We start from the raw sequence: 18,660 nt of genomic DNA, 5'->3' as shown, positions 1-18,660 counted from the left end.
CGCCCATTCCCCGGATCAATCCCATTTTCAAGGAGGCCGCCATGGCGCCCCGTGTTCTCGTTTCCGACAAACTCTCTCCCACCGCCGTGCAGATCTTCAAGGATCGCGGCGTCGAGGTCGACTATCTGCCCGATCTCGGCAAGGACAAGGAAAAGCTGCTCGAAGTTATCGGCCAGTATGACGGTCTCGCCATCCGCTCGGCGACCAAAGTCACCGAGAAGCTGATCAATGCCGCGACCAACCTCAAGGTCATCGGCCGCGCCGGCATCGGCGTCGACAATGTCGATATCCCGGCGGCCAGCCGCAAGGGTATCATCGTGATGAACACGCCCTTCGGCAATTCGATCACGACAGCCGAGCATGCCGTTGCGATGATCTTCGCGCTTGCGCGCCAGATTCCGGAGGCCAACGCCTCGACCCATGCCGGAAAATGGGAGAAGAACCGCTTCATGGGCGTCGAGATCACCGGCAAGACGCTGGGCGTCATCGGCTGCGGCAATATCGGTTCGATCGTCGCCACACGTGGCGTCGGACTGAAGATGCATGTCGTCGCCTTCGATCCGTTCCTGTCGGACAGCCGCGCCGAGGAGCTCGGCGTCGAGAAGGTCGAGCTCGACGAGCTCTTCGCCCGCGCCGATTTCATCACCCTGCACACGCCGCTGACCGACAAGACGCGCAACATCATCGACGCCGCCGCCATCGCCAAGATGAAGAACGGCGTGCGCATCATCAACTGCGCGCGCGGCGGGCTGATCGTCGAGGCCGACCTCGTCGCGGCGCTGAAGGGCGGCAAGGTGGCGGGCGCCGGCATCGACGTCTTCGAGGTCGAACCGGCGGAGCAGAACGCCCTGTTCGGCATGGACAATGTGGTGGCGACACCGCATCTCGGCGCCTCGACGGCGGAAGCACAGGAAAATGTCGCGCTGCAGGTTGCCGAACAGATGGCCGACTATCTGATCAAGGGCGCCGTCTCCAACGCCATCAACATGCCGTCGATCACGGCGGAGGAAGCACCGCGGCTGAAGCCGTTCGTCAAGCTTGCCGAAGTGCTCGGCGCCTTTGTCGGCCAGGTCACGGAAGATCCGATCAAGGAGGTCGAGATCCTGTTTGACGGCTCGACCGCGACGATGAACACACGCGCCCTGATCAGTGCCGCACTCGCCGGCCTGATCCGGCCGCAAGTCGCCGACGTCAACATGGTGTCGGCGCCGATCATGGTGAAGGAGCGCGGCATCATCGTCGCCGAGGTCAAGCGCGACAAGTCGGGCGTCTTCGACGGCTACATCAAGCTCACTGTCAAGACCGAGCACATGACGCGCTCGATCGCCGGCACCTGCTTCTCGGACGGCAAGCCGCGCTTCATCCAGATCAAAGGCATCAACCTCGATGCCGAGGTCGGCCAACATATGCTCTACACGACCAATGCCGATGCGCCCGGCATTATCGGCCTGCTTGGCACCGTGTGCGGCGAGAACGACGTCAACATTGCCAACTTCCAGCTTGGCCGTAACCGGCCGGGCGGTGATGCCATCGCGCTGCTCTATCTCGACGCGCCGTTCCCGGAAAAAGTGCTGGAGCAGGTGCGGGCGCACAAGTCGATCGACTCGGCCAAACGGCTGCAGTTCGACGTGAGCGCGGTTTAGGCCCACACCGTCGCAATCAGGCGCACGAGACGTCCCGTGTGCGGGCAAGCACGCGGGACGTTTCGTTTAGCCTCGGTTTCAGCCGGCGGACCGCATCCCGCGGCGGACGCTGCCTTACCCGATTCCTGCACAGTTCGGTCCTTCCCGGGCCGTGATTGACCGTGCGAGCTTGGCGCCTGGTCCAAGGATTACTTTTCAACTTCCTGATATATTAGCCGGCGCCGATAAGCATAAAGCCTGGCCTAATCTAACGATTTTGTGATCTGCTTGACGATGCGGATTTCTTTCCGCAGGCTGTCATCAATCGACCCGCCTGGCTTGAACTTAACGGTTTTGGTCATGATTTAACGCGCAACTTCCGGTGCGCGCTCGTTGCTGTCAAGGTGCCTTGGATGGATCATCGCAATACTGTCAGGCTGAATCGGCGCCTTTTTCTTTCATCGGTCGCGATGTTTACGGTCACGGCGACTTCGGCAAGCCTTGCCCGCTCTTTCTCCGGCTCCCTGCCTTGGGCACCCCTGTCGTCAGATCCGCCGATGCAGGTGGTCCCTGGCGGCTGGCAATTTTTCACACCGCAGGAAGCGGCTCTTGTCGAAGCCATCGTCGACCGCATCATCCCCGCCGACGATCTCAGCATGGGCGGCAAGGAGGCGGGCTGCGCCGTCTATATCGACAGGCAGTTGATGGGCGCGTTCGGAACCTCGAGCCGGCTTTATACGCAAGGGCCATTCCTGCCCGCATTGCCGACGCAGGGATATCAGGGTGAGGCCAATCCGGCCCAGCGCTACCGCGTCGGCCTCGCCGCCATCGATGCCTTCCTGAAGCAACGCGACGGCAAGACATTCGCAGAACTGCAGCCGGCCGATCAGGATGCGTTCCTGACGGCCATGGAGGCGGGTAAGATCGAACTGCCCAATGGCGTCAAGGGGCCCGGCTTCTTCGGACTTCTTCTGCAGAACACGATGGAAGGGTTCTTTGCCGATCCGGTCTATGGCGGCAACAAGGACATGGTGTCGTGGCGCATGCTCGGCTTCCCCGGCGCGCGCTATGACTACCGGGACCATGTCAGCAAGCACAATCAGCCCTATCCGCGGCCGCCCGTCTCCATCGAAGGCAGCCCGGAATGGCTGGGCAAGAGGAGCTGACCATGACGACGATACTGCCCCGAAAGGATGTCGTGATCGTCGGCCTCGGCTGGACCGGGTCCATCCTTGCGCATGAATTGACGGACCAGGGCCTCGACGTGCTGGCCATAGAACGCGGTCCATGGCGCGACACGGCCACCGATTTCAACATCGGCTATGCACAGGACGAATTGCGCTACGATGCGCAACGACCCGTCGCAGACAGCGCTGCCGATGCGCGATTTCGGTTCCTTCCTGCCCGGCAACGGGGTTGGCGGCGCCGGCGTGCACTGGAACGGCCACACCTGGCGATTCTGGGATTCGGACTTCCAGACGAAAACCAACCTGACCAAGCGCTATGGCGCGGCCAGGATCGCGGATCTCCAAGTCGAGGACTGGGGCGTGACCGGCGCCGAAATGGAGCCTTACTACGACCAGTTCGAATATTTGGCGGGCATTTCGGGCAAGGCCGGCAACATCAAAGGCAAACTGCAGGAAGGCGGCAATCCGTTCGAGGATCCGAGGGCGCGGGACTATCCGAACCCGCCGATGGAGATGACCTACGCGCCGACCTTGTTCGCCGATGTCGGCCGGTCGATGGGGCTGCATCCTTTCCCGACGCCGTCAGCCAACATGTCTCGCACCTATGTCAATCCGCTCGGCATCACCATGGGGCAGTGCACCTATTGCGGTTTCTGCGAGCGCTTCGGCTGCGCCAATTATTCCAAATCAAGCGCCCAGACCACCATCCTCCCCGTCCTGATGAAGAAGGCCAATTTCGAGGTCCGGACCGACAGCGAAGTGCTGCATGTCGATCTTACCGCCGGCGGCAAGTCGGCGCGTGGCGTGACCTATGTCGACACGTCAGGGCAGGAATTCTTCCAGCCGGCCGATCTCGTGCTTCTGTGCGCCTACGGGCTGCACAATGCCCGCCTGATGATGCTCTCCGGCATCGGCAAGATCTATGATCCCAACACCGGCGAGGGGACGGTCGGCCGCAATTACTGCTACCAGACCAATGCCGGCGTGCAGGTGTTCTTCGACGACAAGAACTTCAATCCGTTCATCGCGGCCGGCGCGCTCGGCCAGACGATCGACGATTTCAATGGCGACGCTTTCGATCACGGTGCGCTGGATTTTGTCGGCGGCGCGGGCATCAACTGCATCCCCACCAACGGGCGCCCGATCGGCACCAGGCCGACGCTGCCCGGCACGCCGAAATGGGGCAGCGCCTGGAAGAAGGCGACCGTCGAGGGCTACAAGAGCACGCTCGGCTATTCCTCGCAGGGTAGCAGCTACGCCACGCGCACCAACTATCTCGACCTGGACCCGAGCTACAAGGATCGCTTCGGCCGGCCGCTGATGCGCGTGACGTTCGATTTCCCCGACAACGACATCCGGATGTCGAACTATGTATGCGACCGGATGGAGGGCATCGCCAAGGCGTTCGGCGGCAAGCAATACAGTGTCGGCCGCCGTAAGAAGGGTTGGGACAGCGTCCCCTATCAGAGCACCCACAATACCGGCGGCGCCATCATGGGAACCGACCCGAAGAGAAGCGCGGTCAACACCTTCCTGCAAAGCTGGGATGTGCCGAACGTCTTTGTCATCGGCGCGTCGGCCTTCCCGCAGAACGCCGGCAAGAATCCGACGGGAACGGTCGGCGCGCTTGCCTTCCGTGCCGCCGACGCCATCCGCAACCAGTATCTGCGCAATCCCGGCGCACCGCTGGTGCGGGCATGAGAACGCTCACCGCCATCCTCACCGCCGGCGCGGCGCTCCTGGCGATCGCTCCGGCAATCGCCGCCGACCAGGCGGACCAGATCATACGCGGTCAGTACCAGGCCGTGCTCGGCGATTGCGCGGGTTGTCACACGAGGCCGGACGGCAAGCCCCTGGCCGGCGGCCTGCCACTGGAAACGCCGTTCGGCACGCTGGTGGCGCCCAACATCACGCCCGACCACGAGACGGGCATCGGCAATTGGTCGGAAGACGATTTCCGCAACATGATGAAGACCGGCACCGGCCACAATGGCGTGCGGCTCTACCCCGCCATGCCATATCCCGCCTATACCAAGATGAACGAGCAGGACATTTCCGATCTCTGGGCCTACCTCACCACGGTCGAGCCGGTGCCGAACAAGGTCGAAGCCAACCAGCTGCCGTTTCCCCTGAACATCCGGCTGGCGATGTGGGGCTGGAATCTCCTCAACTTCACCGAAAGCACTTTCACGCCGGATCCCTCCAAGTCGGCGGAATGGAACCGCGGCGCCTATATCGTGCAGGGGGCGGGGCACTGCGGCACCTGCCATACACCCAAATCCTTCCTCGGAGCCGACCAGGACAGCGGTTTTCTGCAAGGGGCGTCGCTGCAGGGCTGGTTTGCGCCCGACATCACCAACAATGCCCAATCCGGCCTTGGGAAATGGTCGCAGGAGGATCTGGTTACCTACCTCAAGACCGGCGTCAACGCGCATTCGATCGCGTCCGTTCCGATGGCCGAGGCCGTCGAAAACTCGACCTCGAAAATGACGGATCCGGACCTCAAGGCTGTTGCCGTCTATCTCAAGAGCCTGGGCTCGGGCACCGGCAATGCGCAAGCGCCAAAGCCGGACGAGGCGCGGATGGCCGCGGGCGAGGCGATCTACCATGACAATTGTTCGGCCTGCCATGGTGACGATGGTGCCGGGGCCGGAGCTCTGTTCCCGCCGCTCGTCGGCAACTCGATCGTGGCGCAAAACAATCCCGAAACGCTTGCCCGGGTGGTTCTCGCCGGAAGCCAGGCTGTCCATACGGCCGGCGCGCCGACGACACCTGCCATGCCTTCGCTCGCATGGCGCCTGAAGGACCAGGAAGTCGCCGACGTGCTGACCTATGTGCGCGGCAGCTGGGGCAATTCCGCTCCGGCGGTCTCATCCGACGATATTGCGGCGGTGCGCAAGGAATTGGTGCGGTAGCACTTTACCGGCGGGCCGGCACGGCCATCCTTCGCCCGCTATATTCGGCAAGCGCGATGCCGCCCAGCACGAGCACGAGTGCCAATGCCTGATAGAGCTGGAACGTCTCGCCGACGATCAGCACCGAAAGCAGCGTGCCGAAGATCGGCACCAGATTGATGAACAGGCCGGCGCGGTTGGCGCCGATCAGCTCGTTGCCCCTGATGTAGAGGATCTGCGAGATGACCGAGGCGCCGATCGCGGTGTAGACGATGACTGTCCAGCCGCGCGCGTCGGGCACGATGACCTTGCCGGCGGCTATTTCCCACAGGACAAAGGGCAGCGAGGTGATCAGCGCCGCGACCGACAGGGACAGCATCAGGCTCTGCCAACGCATCACCGGCTTCAGGCGCAGGCCGACCGAATAGCCGCTGTAGAGGATGACGGCGACCAGCATGATGGCGTCGCCGAAATTGAGCTCCAGCGTCAGCAGCCGGCGCGGGTCACCATGGCAGGCGGTCAGGATCACGCCGGCGATGGTCAGCGCCACGCCGGCAATCTGCGCCCAGCTTACGCGCAGGCGGAAGAAGATGAAATTGGCTGTCATGATCAGGATCGGCATCGCCGCCTGTTCGATCGAGACGTTGATCGCCGTCGTGTAGTTGAGCGCCGTGTAGAAGATGGTGTTGAACAGAGTGAAGCCGCTGGCGCCCAGCGCCGCCAGGACGAGCCAGTGCCGGCGCACCACCGGCCAGTCCTCCCGGATTGTCCGCCAGCCGATCGGCAGCAGGATCGCTACCGCCAGCACCCAACGCAGGAAGACCAGCGTCATCGGCGAGACATGATCGACAGCCAGCTTGCCGGCCACCGAATTGCCGCCCCACAGCAAGGTGGTGAGCAGCAGGAATATGTAGGCGCTTCGATGCATGGCGACATTCCGGCCGCGGCGGATGCGCCGCGGTGTTTGTCGGCCTATTGCCCCGGTCGGTCCAAGTAAATGATGTCAAAGCCGAAAATTGTTGTGCCTCAGGGCATTTTCGGCGGCAAAGAAAGGTCGCGCTCGCGAGGTCTTGACGCTATAGAGGCCTGTCGTTTCGAACCATATCCAAGCCGCTCGGCGGCGTCTCAAGGGAAAAGAAACATGGCCAATGTGGTGGTCGTCGGCTCGCAGTGGGGCGACGAAGGCAAGGGCAAGATCGTCGACTGGCTGTCGGAGCGTGCTGACGTCGTGGTGCGTTTCCAGGGCGGCCACAATGCCGGCCACACGCTGGTCGTCGACGGCAAGGTCTACAAGCTGTCGCTGTTGCCGTCCGGTGTCGTGCGGCAGGGCAAGCTGTCCATCATCGGCAATGGCGTGGTCTTCGATCCGCACGCTTTCGTGGCCGAGGTCGCCAAGCTCAAGGCACAGGGCGTCGAGGTGACGCCCGATCGCCTGAAAATAGCCGAAAACACAGCGCTTATCCTGTCGCTGCACCGGGAGCTAGATGGATTCCGCGAGGACGCCGCCTCAAATTCCGGGACGAAGATTGGCACGACCCGCCGCGGTATCGGCCCCGCCTATGAGGACAAGGTGGGCCGACGCGCGGTTCGGGTGATGGATCTGGCGGATTTGGAAACACTGCCCCTGAAGGTCGACAGGTTGCTGACGCACCACAATGCGCTGCGCCGCGGGCTCGGCCATGCCGAAGTCACGCATGAGGCGATCATGAGTGAATTGACGTCGGTCGCCGACGAGATCCTGCCCTATATGGACCGTGTCTGGAAAGTGCTGGACGACAAGCGCCGCGCCGGCGAGCGCATCCTGTTCGAGGGTGCGCAAGGCACGCTGCTCGATATCGACCACGGCACCTATCCCTTCGTCACTTCGTCCAACACCGTGGCCGGGCAGGCGGCCGCCGGCTCCGGCGTCGGGCCCAGCGCCATAGGCTATGTGCTCGGCATCACCAAGGCCTACACGACGCGCGTTGGCGAAGGTCCGTTCCCAACCGAACAGAAGAACGAGATCGGCGAGTTCCTCGGCACGCGCGGTCACGAATTCGGCGTCGTCACCGGGCGCAAGCGCCGCTGCGGCTGGTTCGACGCGGTGCTGGTGCGCCAGGCCGTCGCCGTCAACGGCATCAAAGGCATCGCGCTGACCAAGCTCGACGTGCTCGACGGGCTGGACGAGATCAAAGTCTGCACCGGCTACCGGCTTGACGGCGAGATGATCGATTATCTGCCGGCCAGCCAGGGCGCGCAGGCCCGCGTCGAACCGGTCTACGAGACGCTGGAGGGGTGGAAAGGCACCACCGCCGGCGCGCGCAGCTGGAACGATCTGCCGGCCCAGGCGGTCAAGTATGTCCGTTATATCGAGGAGTTGATCGGCGCGCCGGTCGCACTCCTCTCCACCAGCCCGGAACGGGACGACACGATACTTGTGACCGACCCGTTTCAAGACTAGTTTCTGAAGCCTTTCCGGGCATCGCGGCTGATTTGCGGGGGCCGGCGCGGGAGCAAAAATACAGGTCGACTGAAGCATGGCAGATTTCGTTGCTGTTCTGAAAAAGGCGCTCGACAGGCACGGCGACGAGACGCCTGACAAGCGCACGCGCATCTACGACAGCGTGCGTGCCATGCTGGTGAAGAAGCTTGCGGATTATTCGCCGCCGCTCGCCGCCGAGGCAATAGCCAGGCAGAAGCGCACGCTGGAGGACGCCATTGCGAGCGTCGAACGCGACTACGCCAAAAGCGTGCCGGAAACGGACCCGCTCGCCGAGCTGGAACACATCTTTTCCTCCATCGACCGCAACAAGAATCAACCGAGTCACACGCGCCAGCCGGCGAAGGCGGAGCCCGTCCGGCCGGCGCCGCCCGCCGCCAGGCCGGAGCCTTATCGCCCCGCGCCACCGCCCGAGCGGCCCGCGCCACCACCCGCCGCCAAGGCCGAGCCAGGCTGGCAAAAGTCCCTACCGGCGCAGTCAGCAGCCCCGAACCTTGCCGACCCGAACCTTGCCGACCATGCCCTGCCTGGCCTGGACGCGGACCAGGACGACGAGCACGCCGATGTCTTCCCGAACGACGAGGAACCGGCGGAGGCTGACACCTTCCAGCGTCCGCGCCCGGCCGAGCGCAAGCGCAGCTATGGCGGGCTGATCGCCGCCGTCGTCGCGTTGCTGGTCATTGCTGGCGGTGGCTATGGCATCTGGCTGAACAAGGACGCCTTCGGCAAGATGCTGGGCCTGGGCGGCAGCAAGGTTGTTGCCAAGGTCGAGCCGGTGAAATCGGCGCCGGCCAAGCCGGCCAAGCCGGCGACCGACGTCGCGCCGCCACCGGCGCCCGCGACAGGCGCCGAAGGGACGAAATTCACGCAACGATTGACGCCTGGAGGCGGCGAAACCGACCCTGGCCCGGCCGGAGGACAAAGCGGCGTAGGCGAGGGTGAATCCGTCGCCGCGCTGACGACGCCGCCCCCGGCGACGACCGCGCCGGCAACACCGCCGCCGGCAACACCGCCCCCGGCAACACCGCCGCCGGCAACACCGCCGCCGGTCACGGGCGCGCCCGCCGCGGCGACGCCTGCCGCGACTCCACCTGCGGGCGGCACCGCGCCCGCGACATCCCCCGCCAACGGAACCGCACCCGCGGCCCCGGCCAATGCCGCCGCCACGCCGCCGGCACCGGCGGGCACGACACCAGCGGCGCCTGCTGCCGCTCCCGCTCCGGCGCAAGCCTCGGTGCCGGTCGGCCAGAAGGCGATCTTCTATGAGGAGCGCACCAGCACCGCGCAGGGTTCGGCCGAACCCGGCAGCATCGTCTGGTCGCTGGTGCAGGAATCGCCCGGCGGCGACCTGCCGCCCGAGCCGGCGATCCGCGCTGAGGCGACCATCCCGGGCAAGGATATCCAGTTGCGCATGACCATCCGCCGCAACACCGACCGGACGCTGCCGGCCAGTCACATCATCGAGATGATCTTCCTGACGCCCGACGGCTTCGAAGGTGGTGGCGTCGACAACATATTGCGCGTCGCCATGAAGAGTTCGGAGCAGGACGCCGGCAGTCCGCTGATCGGAATTCCGGCCAAGATCGCCGACGGCTTCTTCCTCGTCGCGCTCAACGACACCAAGGCCGACGAGGACGCCAACATGACCTTGCTGCGCGGCCAGGACTGGATCGACGTGCCGGTGGTCTACAAGACCGGACGGCGGGCGCTGCTGACCATGGAAAAGGGCATTCCCGGCGAGAAGGTGTTCGACGAGGCGATCAAGGCTTGGCAGGCCAAGACGGCGGGTTGAGAGGGCCGGGGATACGTATCGCCGCCTTCGTTCAGAAACCCTGAAATAGCATGTCGAGCGCGGCGATGATGTCGTCGTGGTGCTTTGTCAGGTTCATCCGACTTTCACCCAGTTCGCTCGCTGGAACGGTGGCGATCAGGTGAGTCGCCATTACCAGTTTTCGGCCATTGATCTCGAAAATCGGATGAAGTTTTCGCATCGGTGGCGGCACCGTCGCGACCGGGAGAAGCGGGACGACCGCCCGCGTCTTGAAGTTGTCGAGCAGATCGGATTGAACGTCCAGCAAATAGCTGCCTTCGACGCGACCGGCAAAGACATCATGGCGCGCCATCAGAACTGCCGATATTCTTCCAACGGAATGCCGTGCTTTTCGACGTAATCGTTCCACGCATCAATCGTGGCGCGGTTCTCGAGCTTCCACAGCCGCGTTTTTTCGGCCGCCACCGCTTCCGCGATGCCAGCTTCCGCGGCACGCGAGACATTCACGTCTAGCCCTTTGGCTTCCCTCATGAGGTTCGAGTCGATCGACAGGTTTGCTGGCTGACGGATCGCATTCAAAGCAATCTTGCGCATAATAGCCTCCGCAACATGCGCATAACTTATGCGCACTCTCGTGCGGAAGCAATAATCAAGGGCTAGGTTGCAGGTGGCCTAGCCCTCCATCTCCTCGCGCAGCATCTCCAGTTCCAGCCATTCTTCCTCGAGCGCGGCGAGCGTCGCACGCTCCTTGTCGAGGGCGGCGATGGTTTTCTGGAACGATGCCGGATCACGTTCGTAATAGGCCGGATCGGCAATATTGTTCTCCAGTCGCGAGATCGATGCGGTCACGGCCTCGATCTTCTTGGGCAAGGAGTCGAGCGCGAATTTCTGTTTGAACGACAGTTTCTTCGCCGGTCCCTTTGGCGTTGCCGGCTCGCTCTTGCCCGGTGCCGGCGCTTCGCCGGGCTCGGCCTTGGCCCGCGCCTTGCGGTCGTCGAGCCTGGTGCCGCCGCGCTGGGCCAGCATGTCGGAATAACCGCCGGCATATTCGACCCATCGGCCGCCGCCGTCCGGCGCGATGATGCTGGTGACGGTACGGTCGAGGAAATCGCGGTCGTGGCTGACGAGGATGACGGTGCCGGCAAAACCGGCGACCAGTTCCTGCAGCAGTTCCAGCGTCTCCATGTCGAGATCGTTGGTCGGCTCATCGAGCACCAGGAGGTTTGCCGGCCGGGCCAGCACGCGCGCCAGGATCAGCCGCGCCCGCTCGCCGCCGGAAAGCTCGCGCACCGGGGTGCGCGCCTGCTCCGGCTTGAACAGGAAATCCTTCATGTAGGAGACGACATGGCGCTGTTCGCCGTTGATGACTAGGTTTTCGCCGCGCCCGTCAGTGAGATATTGCGCCAGCGTCTCCTGCGGGTCGACCGCCTCGCGCTTCTGGTCGAGCGTGGCGATTTCCAGATTGGTGCCGAGCCGTACCGAGCCCGCATCCGGCGCCAATTCGCCGGTCAGCATCTTCAGAAGCGTCGTCTTGCCGGCGCCGTTCGGCCCGACAAGGCCGACGCGGTCGCCGCGCTGGATGCGGGTCGAGAACCCCTTGACCACGGTGAGATCGCCAAAGCTCTTCTCGATGTTTTTCGCCTCGATGACCAGTTTGCCGGATTCGGCGGCGTCGCTCGCCACCATGGTCGCGGTGCCTTCGGCGCCGCGATGGCCGCGAAAGCGCTGGCGCATGGTCTGCAACTCGCCCAGTCGGCGCATGTTGCGCTTGCGCCGCGCCGTCACGCCATAGCGCAGCCAGTGTTCCTCGCGCACGATCTGGCGGCCGAGCTTATGCTGCTCGCGCTCTTCTTCTTCCAGCACCAGGTCGCGCCATTCCTCGAAATGGCCAAAACCCTTGTCCAGCCTGCGGGTCTGGCCACGGTCGAGCCAGACAGTGGCGCGCGACACGCGCTCGAGAAAGCGGCGGTCGTGCGAGATGACGATGAGCGCCGAGGAGGTGCGGACGAGTTCCTCTTCCAGCCATTCGATGACCGACAGATCGAGATGGTTGGTCGGCTCATCAAGCAGCAGAATGTCGGGCACCGGCGCCATGACGCGGGCAAGGGCGGCGCGCCTGGCCTCGCCGCCGGACAGGTCACCCGGCCGCTCCTCGCCCGACAGGCCGAGATGCTCCATCAGGTAGCTGGCGTGGTAGGGATCGTCGGCAGGCCCGAGCCCGGCCTCGACATAGGCCCGCACGGTGGCAAAACCTTCCATGTCGGGCATCTGCGGCAGATAGCGGACAGTCGCCGAAGGCTGGCGGAAAACCTCGCCGTCCTGGGGCTCAATGAGGCCGGCGGCGATCTTGAGCAGCGTCGATTTACCCGATCCATTGCGGCCGACGAGCGCGATCTTGTCGCCGGCCGAAGCGGTCAAGGCGGCGCCGTCGAGCAGCGGCGTGCCGCCGAAGGTCAGTTTTATCCCGTCGAGATTGAGAAGAGGCGGGGCCATGTCAGCTTTCGGGCAAGGGATAGGGATGGGCGAGCAGCAGCGCTCGGCCGCGGCCAAGCGCGATTTCGAGGCGGCCGTTGACCTCGTTGGAGATGGTCAGTGACGATCCGAAAGCCACTTCGACCTGGTTGAGCGGCCATTTGGCGCCGGTGACGGTCAGGCCAGCCAGTTCGGAAAAGCCAAGGATCGAAAACAGCGTGCCGTCGTCGTAGTCGAAGCCAGCCGCTCCGTTGAGCAGGGGGACGCCTTCCTGGGCCCCGCTGGTCAAAAGCACGTCGGTTCCCGCCTCGGCCAGGCGTAGGCCGAGCGCCAGATGCAGGAAGGCGTGATCGGCCCGCTTGCCGCCGAAGGCGCCCACCAGCACAAGGCGGGTTGCCCCGCGCTCGAGTGCCGCCGCGATCGCGAGTTCGCCGTCGGTCTTGTCCTTCTCCGCCGGGAAGGTTTGGCGGGTCACAGCGGCGAGGTTGGCGGGCAGATCGGCCGGAACCGAATCGAAGTCGCCTACCCACAGTTCCGGCACAACGCCCAGCATCCGTGCATGGCCGATGCCGGCGTCGGCGGCGATGACGCGCGAGCCTTCGACCTGGCGGTCGAGCCGGGGCGTGCGGATGAGATCGCCGCCAAGCAGGATGGTGAATGTGCTCATATCCCGTCGCCCTTACCAGCCCGGCACGGGAAACGGAAGGCGGCAAACTCCCACTTGCGCGGTTCGGCGGCCGGGCCTATGTGTCGAAACGCTCTAACGGGGTGCCGGCTGCGATGTTCGCGGACCGGCTGAGAGGCAGTCTCGCCAACCCGCTGAACCTGATCCGGTTTGTACCGGCGGAGGGATTAGACGTTTCGGACAGTCCGACGCCTCAATTCCTTGTCACGTGAACGAAAGGAGGCGCCGATGCGCACGCTTTTATATTCTCTTTGCACAGCCATGGTTGTGGTGCTGTCCGGCCCGGCCGTGGCCAAGGACAAGCTCACCGTCTACACCTATGAGAGCTTCACAGCCGACTGGGGTCCTGGCCCGGTGGTGAAGAAGGAATTCGAGGCCGAATGCGGCTGTGATGTCGAATTCGTTTCGGTCGCCGACGGCGTGGCCCTGCTCAACCGCGTCAAGCTCGAAGGGGCATCCACCAAGGCCGATATCGTGCTCGGCCTCGATACCAATCTCACCGCCGATGCCAAGGCTTCGGGCCTGTTCGCGCCACATGGCGCGGTGACCGGTATCAATGTGCCTGGCGGCTGGAGCGACGATACTTTTGTCCCGTTCGACTACGGCTATTTCGCTGTCGTCTATGACACGCAGAAGCTCAAGACGCCGCCCAAGAGCCTGAAGGAGCTGGTCGAAGGCAGCGCCGACGACAAGATCGTCATCCAGGATCCGCGCACCTCGACGCCCGGGCTCGGCCTGCTGTTGTGGGTGAAGTCGGTCTATGGCGACAAGGCGCCGGAAGCCTGGGCCAAGCTCAAGACGAAGGTGTTGACCGTGACGCCGGGCTGGAGCGAAGCCTATGGCCTGTTCACCAAGGGTGAGGCGCCAATGGTGCTGTCCTACACCACCTCGCCGGCCTACCACATGGTCGCAGAGAAGACCGAGCGCTACCAGGCGGCCTCATTCGATGAGGGTGAATATCTCCAGATCGAGGTAGCCGGCATCACCACGACCGGAGCCAAGAACCCGCTGGCGGAAAAGTTCATGGCCTTCATGATCGGGCCGAAGTTCCAGGACGCCATCCCCGAGACCAACTGGATGTTCCCGGCCGGCAAGACCGACAAGCCGCTCAACCCGGCCTTCGACAAGCTGGTCAAGCCGACCAAGACCTTGCTGTTCAGCCCCGAGGAGGTCGCCGCCAACCGCAAGGCCTGGGTGGATGAATGGCTGGCGGTGGTGAGCAAGTAGTTTGAGACAAACTGATCGAAGATAACCGCTCTACGGTGCCCCCCTCTGTCCTGCCGGACAGAAGGGGGGCGCGAAGGATCGCAATTCTCTGTAAGTGTCGCGATGTAAGTGTCGCGATCCTAAAACTGACGGCCCAGCATGCAACGCGCGTCTTCTGATCCCCGCGTCACCGCCGGCGTCATCGCGCTTATGGCAATCGCCCTTTTGATCGGTGGCGCGTTTGCCGGCCTGCTCGTCGAAGGCGCCGGTGACCTTTCGGGCGCCTGGGCAGCCTTCGATCCCTATCTGCTGCGCGTCGTGCGCTTCACGCTGTGGCAGGCAGGCCTCTCGACGCTTCTTTCGGTCCTCCCGGCATTGTTCGTGGCGCGGGCGCTGTCGCGGCATCCGCGCTTTTTCGGCCGCGCCTTCATCCTGCAGCTCTTCGCCGTGCCGCTGGCGCTTCCGGCGATCGTCGCGGCACTCGGCATCCTGGCGCTCTACGGCCGCGCCGGCTATTTCGCCGGTCTATTCAGCGCGGTCGGCGGCCAGGGCTGGCCGGGCATCTACGGGCTCTCAGGCATTCTGGTCGCCCATGTCTTCTTCAACCTGCCGCTCGGCGTGCGGCTGTTCCTCGAAGCGCTGCAGACCATACAGGCCGACCAATGGCGGCTGGCGAACCAGCTCGGCATGGGCGCGGGGCCGGCATTCCGGCTGATCGAATGGCCGACGCTGCGCGCCGCCTTGCCCGGCGTCGCCGGGCTGGTCTTCATGCTCTGCATCACATCCTTCACCATCGTGCTGACGCTTGGCGGCGGACCGGCGGCGACGACGCTGGAGGTCGGCATCTACCAGGCATTGCGCTTCGATTTCGATCCCGCGCGAGCCGTTGCACTGACATTGCTGCAGATCGGCTTGACCTTCATCATCGTGCTGGCGCTGACGCGGCTCGGCGCCAATGTCGTCGGCGACACCAACCTGCCGGTCGCGCCGCGCCGCTATGTCTCGGTCAAGGCCACCGAGGCGTGGCTGAATGGAGCGTTCATCGCGCTGGCGCTGCTGTTCGTTGTCGGGCCCATGGCGGCCACCGTGGTCGCCGGACTTGGCGCCGATCTCGGCCAGCTGGCCGGCGAGGCCACTGTCCGGCAGGCGACACTGACCAGTGCTGCGCTGGCCTTCCTGTCGGCCCTGCTTTCGGTGATGCTGTCGCTGGCCCTGACCATGGCGCGCCGGGCGCTGGCGCTGGATCGCCGCGCCGGACCAAGAACAGTGCTCGAATATGCCACGGATACCGGCGCGGGGTTTGTCCTGGTCGTGCCGCCGATCGTCATCGGCGCCGGCTGGTTCCTGCTGCTGCGCCATGCCGGCGATGTCTTCGCCATCGCTCCGGTCATGGTCGTCACCGTCAATGCGGTTATGGCGATGCCTTTCGCGCTGCGCGCCGTCCGCCCCGCCTATGATGCGGGGAGCGAACGCCACGAACGGCTCTGCGCGCAACTTGGGATTTTCGGCTGGACCAGGCTGCGGCTGATCGACTGGCCATCGCTGCGGCGTCCGCTCGCCACCGCCTTTGCCTTCGCCATGGCGCTGTCGCTCGGCGATCTCGGGGTCATCGCGCTGTTCGGCAGTGATTCCGTGCAGACCTTGCCCTACCTTCTCCTGGCGCGCATGGGCAGCTATCGTACCGAGGATGCCGCCGGCCTAGCGCTGCTGCTCGGCCTCGTCTGCCTGGCTCTGGTCATGGCGGCCCACTGGATGGGCAGGGAGAAGAACCGGGATGCCTGACGGGGCGGCCAGCAGGCTTGAAAGAGGCGCTTCGGTGCGGCTGGACCACGTGTCGTTCAGCTATGGCGAAGCGCCGCTCGTCTTCGATGTTGATTTCGCCGCGACAAAGATCACCGCCATCATGGGACCGAGCGGCTCGGGGAAGTCGACGCTGCTCAACCTGGTCGCCGGGTTCGAGACACCCCGGTCCGGCCGGGTGCTGATCGGCGGGACGGATGTCAGCGCCCAGCCGCCCTCGGCTCGGCCGGTGTCGATGGTGTTCCAGGAGAACAATCTCTTTGCTCATCTCTCGGTCGAGCAGAATGTCGGGCTCGGCCGCTCGCCGTCGCTGCGGCTGACCGAGGCCGACCGCACTGATATCGCGGAGGCGCTTCTGCGCACCGGCCTTGCCGGCAAGGAGAAGCGGTTGCCGCGCGAACTTTCCGGTGGCGAACGGCAGCGCGTTGCCCTGGCGCGCGTGCTGGTGCGCGATCGCCCGGTGCTGCTGCTCGACGAGCCGTTCGCTTCGCTCGGGCCGGCCTTGCGCGACGACATGCTCGACCTGGTTGCCGGGGTTCATGCCGAGCGCGGCATGACGGTGCTGTTCGTGACGCACCAGCCGCAGGATGCCCGCCGTATCGGCCAGAATGTGGTGTTTCTGGACAATGGCGCCGTTGTGGCGACCGGTAAGGCGGACGATTTCTTTGCCGGGGCTGGTCCGGACGCATTCCGACGCTATATCGGTTCAGGTGCTGGGGATGCCGTATCACAAGATATTGCCCGGAAGCGGACATAATTTACGGTCAAACCAGCTCAGGGCGATGGGGCGCTCGCTTGCCATGGTCAAAGTAGTGTGGCTAGGTCCGCCCTACTGGTCCGGCACACGCCGTGATTTGCCTACAGTATTCGCCGCGCGCCTCGAGGGACGCGTGACGGATGCTGTAGCAGTTTGTTTTTTGCGCATGACACATTCCGAAGATCGCCTCCGATTTTCGTGGTCATGCGCCGGGACCTGAAAGGAAGCCGTTCTGGCGATCGGCGTTGACAGACCAAGAAGGAATCCGCTGGCGCGCTTTCTGGCGCTGGCCGGCTTCGCCGTGGCCTTGGCAAGCTGCCAGATGTTCACGCCTCCGGAAGTCCAGGAATCCGGCTTCCAACCATCCGACAAGCCGATCACGGTCGACAATGTCGCCGCCAACAACAAGCTTGCCGAACTGGCCAAGGCACAGCATCCGCGCATCCTGGCGACCTATGGCGGCGAATATTCCGATCCCAAGCTCGAGCGCATGGTCGCCAAGGTCGTCGGCAATCTGACCGTGGTGTCGGCGAACCCGACCCAGACCTATCGCATAACCATCCTCAATTCGCCCAACGTCAACGCCTTCGCGCTGCCGGGCGGCTATCTCTACGTCACCCGCGGCTTGCTGGCGCTGGCTAATGATTCGTCCGAGCTCGCCGCTGTCATCGCCCATGAGATGGGCCATGTCACAGCCAATCACGGCTTGCAGCGCCAGCAGCTGGAGGCCGAGGAAGGCCTGGCGACCAAGGTGGTCTCGGATGTGCTTGGCGACAGCCCGACCGCCAAGGCGGCACTCATCCGTGGCAAGCTCCGGCTGGCGCAGTTCTCGCGCAACCAGGAGCTGGAAGCAGACGCCATCGGCATCAAGTCGATCGGCGAGGCCGGCTATGACCCTTACGCCGCCGGCCGATTCCTGCAGTCGATGTCTGCCTACACCGATTTCCGCTCGATCAGCGGTGCCACCGACGCCAGTCTGGATTTTCTGGCCACGCATCCCAACACACCGCAGCGCATCGACCTGGCGCAGCGCCACGCCCGCCAGTTCGGCGCACCGGGTGTGGGCACGCGCGACCGCGATTCCTTCCTCGCCGGCATAGACGGCCTGCTCTACGGCGACACGCCGGAGGAAGGCTATGTGCGGGGCGAGACCTTCCTGCATCCGGGCCTCGGCGTGTCGTTCACGGTGCCGGATGGGTTCATCATCGACAATTCGGCGGCGGCGGTGACGGCGACCGGACCAGGCGACATAGCGATCCGCTTCGATGGCGTTTCGATCGACAAGAACCGCTCATTGACCGACTACATCAGAAGCGGCTGGGTGGCTGGCCTCGACGACAGCACCGTCAAGCAGGAAACGATCAACGGCAATGAGGCCGCGACCGCGCATGCCGGCGCGCAAGGCTGGCAGTTCGACATCGCGGTGATCCGTGCCGGCGGCCAGGTCTATCGGCTGCTGACAGCGGCCCCCTCGGCCAGCACTTCGCTGGATACGGTGGCGCGGTCGGTCAGCGGGTCGTTCCGGACCCTGAGTGCCGCGGAAAAGGCGGCGCTCAAGCCGCTGCATATCCGCGTGCTCACCGTGCAGCCCGGACAGACCATGGGCTCGCTTGCCGCGCAAATGGTGGGCGTCGATCGCAAGCTCGACCTGTTCAGGGTGCTCAATGCGTTGTCGCCGGGGGCCGCGGTCTCGGCCGGTGACAAGGTCAAGATTGTCACCGACAAGTAGCCCGTTGTTGCCGGGATTTTAGAGTGGTTCAGCGTTTGGTTTCTACGCAGTTCCGAAC

General features: G+C 64.3%; 14 protein-coding genes, 1 pseudogene and 1 riboswitch. Of the genes and pseudogenes, 10 read left to right on the top strand and 5 right to left on the bottom strand.

The features are described from left to right. Window positions 1-41: 41 nt before the first annotated feature. The 4 genes and pseudogenes from serA to FJ934_RS07400 all read left to right on the top strand — a co-directional run bounded on the left by serA (window position 42) and on the right by FJ934_RS07400 (window position 5,724). Window positions 42-1,643 carry a phosphoglycerate dehydrogenase gene (gene serA / locus FJ934_RS07415; RefSeq protein WP_140608273.1) on the top strand — a complete coding sequence of 534 codons (1,602 nt, stop codon included), beginning with the start codon at window positions 42-44 and terminating at the stop codon, window positions 1,641-1,643. A gap of 536 nt (window positions 1,644-2,179) precedes the next feature. Continuing rightward, window positions 2,180-2,788 carry a gluconate 2-dehydrogenase subunit 3 family protein gene (locus FJ934_RS07410; protein ID WP_226890429.1) on the top strand — a complete coding sequence of 203 codons (609 nt, stop codon included), beginning with the start codon at window positions 2,180-2,182 and terminating at the stop codon, window positions 2,786-2,788. Window positions 2,789-2,790: 2 nt separating this feature from the next. Further along, window positions 2,791-4,510 (top strand): annotated as a pseudogene (locus FJ934_RS07405) (GMC family oxidoreductase). Then, complete coding sequence (locus FJ934_RS07400) at window positions 4,507-5,724, top strand: cytochrome c (protein ID WP_140608271.1); 1,218 nt, start codon at window positions 4,507-4,509, stop codon at window positions 5,722-5,724. Before FJ934_RS07405 ends, FJ934_RS07400 begins: the two are co-directional and overlap by 4 nt. Window positions 5,725-5,728: 4 nt before the next feature. On the opposite strand, the gene FJ934_RS07395 is transcribed toward FJ934_RS07400, so the two are convergent. Continuing rightward, entirely contained in the window at window positions 5,729-6,631 is a 903-nt protein-coding gene (locus FJ934_RS07395) for a DMT family transporter (protein WP_140608269.1), read from the bottom strand. Between the two features lie 213 nt (window positions 6,632-6,844). Here FJ934_RS07395 and FJ934_RS07390 point away from each other — a divergent pair, with 213 nt between their 5' ends. After that, a complete protein-coding gene (locus tag FJ934_RS07390; protein WP_140608267.1) occupies window positions 6,845-8,143 on the top strand; it encodes an adenylosuccinate synthase in 1,299 nt (432 codons plus the stop codon). 76 nt (window positions 8,144-8,219) lie between these two features. Then, on the top strand, window positions 8,220-9,974 hold the full coding sequence (locus FJ934_RS07385; protein ID WP_140608265.1) for a hypothetical protein: 1,755 nt from the start codon (window positions 8,220-8,222) through the stop codon (window positions 9,972-9,974). 31 nt (window positions 9,975-10,005) lie between these two features. Here FJ934_RS07385 and FJ934_RS07380 read toward each other — a convergent pair whose 3' ends face one another. From FJ934_RS07380 to FJ934_RS07365, 4 genes are all read right to left on the bottom strand, one after another. Then, on the bottom strand, window positions 10,006-10,305 hold the full coding sequence (locus tag FJ934_RS07380) for a CcdB family protein (protein WP_140608263.1): 300 nt from the start codon (window positions 10,303-10,305) through the stop codon (window positions 10,006-10,008). Continuing rightward, window positions 10,305-10,547, bottom strand: coding sequence for a type II toxin-antitoxin system CcdA family antitoxin (locus FJ934_RS07375; RefSeq protein ID WP_140608261.1), 243 nt, complete (start codon window positions 10,545-10,547; stop codon window positions 10,305-10,307). The genes FJ934_RS07380 and FJ934_RS07375 overlap by 1 nt, the downstream gene beginning before the upstream one ends. A 78-nt stretch (window positions 10,548-10,625) precedes the next feature. Next, window positions 10,626-12,446 (bottom strand): ABC-F family ATP-binding cassette domain-containing protein, encoded by a 1,821-nt coding sequence (locus FJ934_RS07370; protein ID WP_140608259.1) that lies wholly within the window; start codon window positions 12,444-12,446, stop codon window positions 10,626-10,628. A 1-nt stretch (window position 12,447) separates the two neighbouring features. Further along, window positions 12,448-13,092 (bottom strand): thiamine diphosphokinase, encoded by a 645-nt coding sequence (locus FJ934_RS07365; RefSeq protein WP_140608257.1) that lies wholly within the window; start codon window positions 13,090-13,092, stop codon window positions 12,448-12,450. Window positions 13,093-13,179: 87 nt separating this feature from the next. Then, window positions 13,180-13,294, top strand: a riboswitch (TPP riboswitch). Window positions 13,295-13,338: 44 nt separating this feature from the next. Here FJ934_RS07365 and thiB point away from each other — a divergent pair. The 4 genes from thiB to FJ934_RS07345 all read left to right on the top strand — a co-directional run bounded on the left by thiB (window position 13,339) and on the right by FJ934_RS07345 (window position 18,602). After that, window positions 13,339-14,337 carry a thiamine ABC transporter substrate binding subunit gene (gene thiB, locus FJ934_RS07360; protein ID WP_140608255.1) on the top strand — a complete coding sequence of 333 codons (999 nt, stop codon included), beginning with the start codon at window positions 13,339-13,341 and terminating at the stop codon, window positions 14,335-14,337. A gap of 138 nt (window positions 14,338-14,475) precedes the next feature. Then, window positions 14,476-16,098: a thiamine/thiamine pyrophosphate ABC transporter permease gene (gene thiP / locus FJ934_RS07355; protein WP_140608253.1), complete on the top strand. Its 1,623-nt coding sequence runs from the start codon at window positions 14,476-14,478 to the stop codon at window positions 16,096-16,098. After that, entirely contained in the window at window positions 16,091-16,873 is a 783-nt protein-coding gene (gene thiQ / locus FJ934_RS07350) for a thiamine ABC transporter ATP-binding protein (protein WP_140608251.1), read from the top strand. Before thiP ends, thiQ begins: the two co-directional genes overlap by 8 nt. A 322-nt stretch (window positions 16,874-17,195) precedes the next feature. Beyond that, entirely contained in the window at window positions 17,196-18,602 is a 1,407-nt protein-coding gene (locus FJ934_RS07345) for a M48 family metalloprotease (protein ID WP_246671448.1), read from the top strand. Window positions 18,603-18,660 lie beyond the last annotated feature (58 nt).

Origin of the sequence: Mesorhizobium sp. B2-4-12 (assembly GCF_006441575.1) — a bacterium.
Lineage (GTDB): Bacteria > Pseudomonadota > Alphaproteobacteria > Rhizobiales > Rhizobiaceae > Mesorhizobium.
This window is presented reverse-complemented; position numbering and strand designations above follow the sequence as displayed.

What these genes read in the sequence shown, in the direction of transcription:
- FJ934_RS07365 (WP_140608257.1), bottom strand. Translation starts at nt 13,092, where the DNA reads ATGAGCACATTCACCATCCTGCTTGGCGGCGATCTCATCCGCACGCCC.
- FJ934_RS07380 (WP_140608263.1), bottom strand. Translation starts at nt 10,305, where the DNA reads ATGGCGCGCCATGATGTCTTTGCCGGTCGCGTCGAAGGCAGCTATTTG.
- FJ934_RS07345 (WP_246671448.1), top strand. Translation starts at nt 17,196, where the DNA reads ATGTTCACGCCTCCGGAAGTCCAGGAATCCGGCTTCCAACCATCCGAC.
- thiP (WP_140608253.1), top strand. Translation starts at nt 14,476, where the DNA reads ATGCAACGCGCGTCTTCTGATCCCCGCGTCACCGCCGGCGTCATCGCG.
- thiQ (WP_140608251.1), top strand. Translation starts at nt 16,091, where the DNA reads ATGCCTGACGGGGCGGCCAGCAGGCTTGAAAGAGGCGCTTCGGTGCGG.
- thiB (WP_140608255.1), top strand. Translation starts at nt 13,339, where the DNA reads ATGCGCACGCTTTTATATTCTCTTTGCACAGCCATGGTTGTGGTGCTG.
- FJ934_RS07370 (WP_140608259.1), bottom strand. Translation starts at nt 12,446, where the DNA reads ATGGCCCCGCCTCTTCTCAATCTCGACGGGATAAAACTGACCTTCGGC.
- FJ934_RS07395 (WP_140608269.1), bottom strand. Translation starts at nt 6,631, where the DNA reads ATGCATCGAAGCGCCTACATATTCCTGCTGCTCACCACCTTGCTGTGG.
- FJ934_RS07410 (WP_226890429.1), top strand. Translation starts at nt 2,180, where the DNA reads ATGCAGGTGGTCCCTGGCGGCTGGCAATTTTTCACACCGCAGGAAGCG.
- FJ934_RS07385 (WP_140608265.1), top strand. Translation starts at nt 8,220, where the DNA reads ATGGCAGATTTCGTTGCTGTTCTGAAAAAGGCGCTCGACAGGCACGGC.
- FJ934_RS07390 (WP_140608267.1), top strand. Translation starts at nt 6,845, where the DNA reads ATGGCCAATGTGGTGGTCGTCGGCTCGCAGTGGGGCGACGAAGGCAAG.
- serA (WP_140608273.1), top strand. Translation starts at nt 42, where the DNA reads ATGGCGCCCCGTGTTCTCGTTTCCGACAAACTCTCTCCCACCGCCGTG.
- FJ934_RS07375 (WP_140608261.1), bottom strand. Translation starts at nt 10,547, where the DNA reads ATGCGCAAGATTGCTTTGAATGCGATCCGTCAGCCAGCAAACCTGTCG.
- FJ934_RS07400 (WP_140608271.1), top strand. Translation starts at nt 4,507, where the DNA reads ATGAGAACGCTCACCGCCATCCTCACCGCCGGCGCGGCGCTCCTGGCG.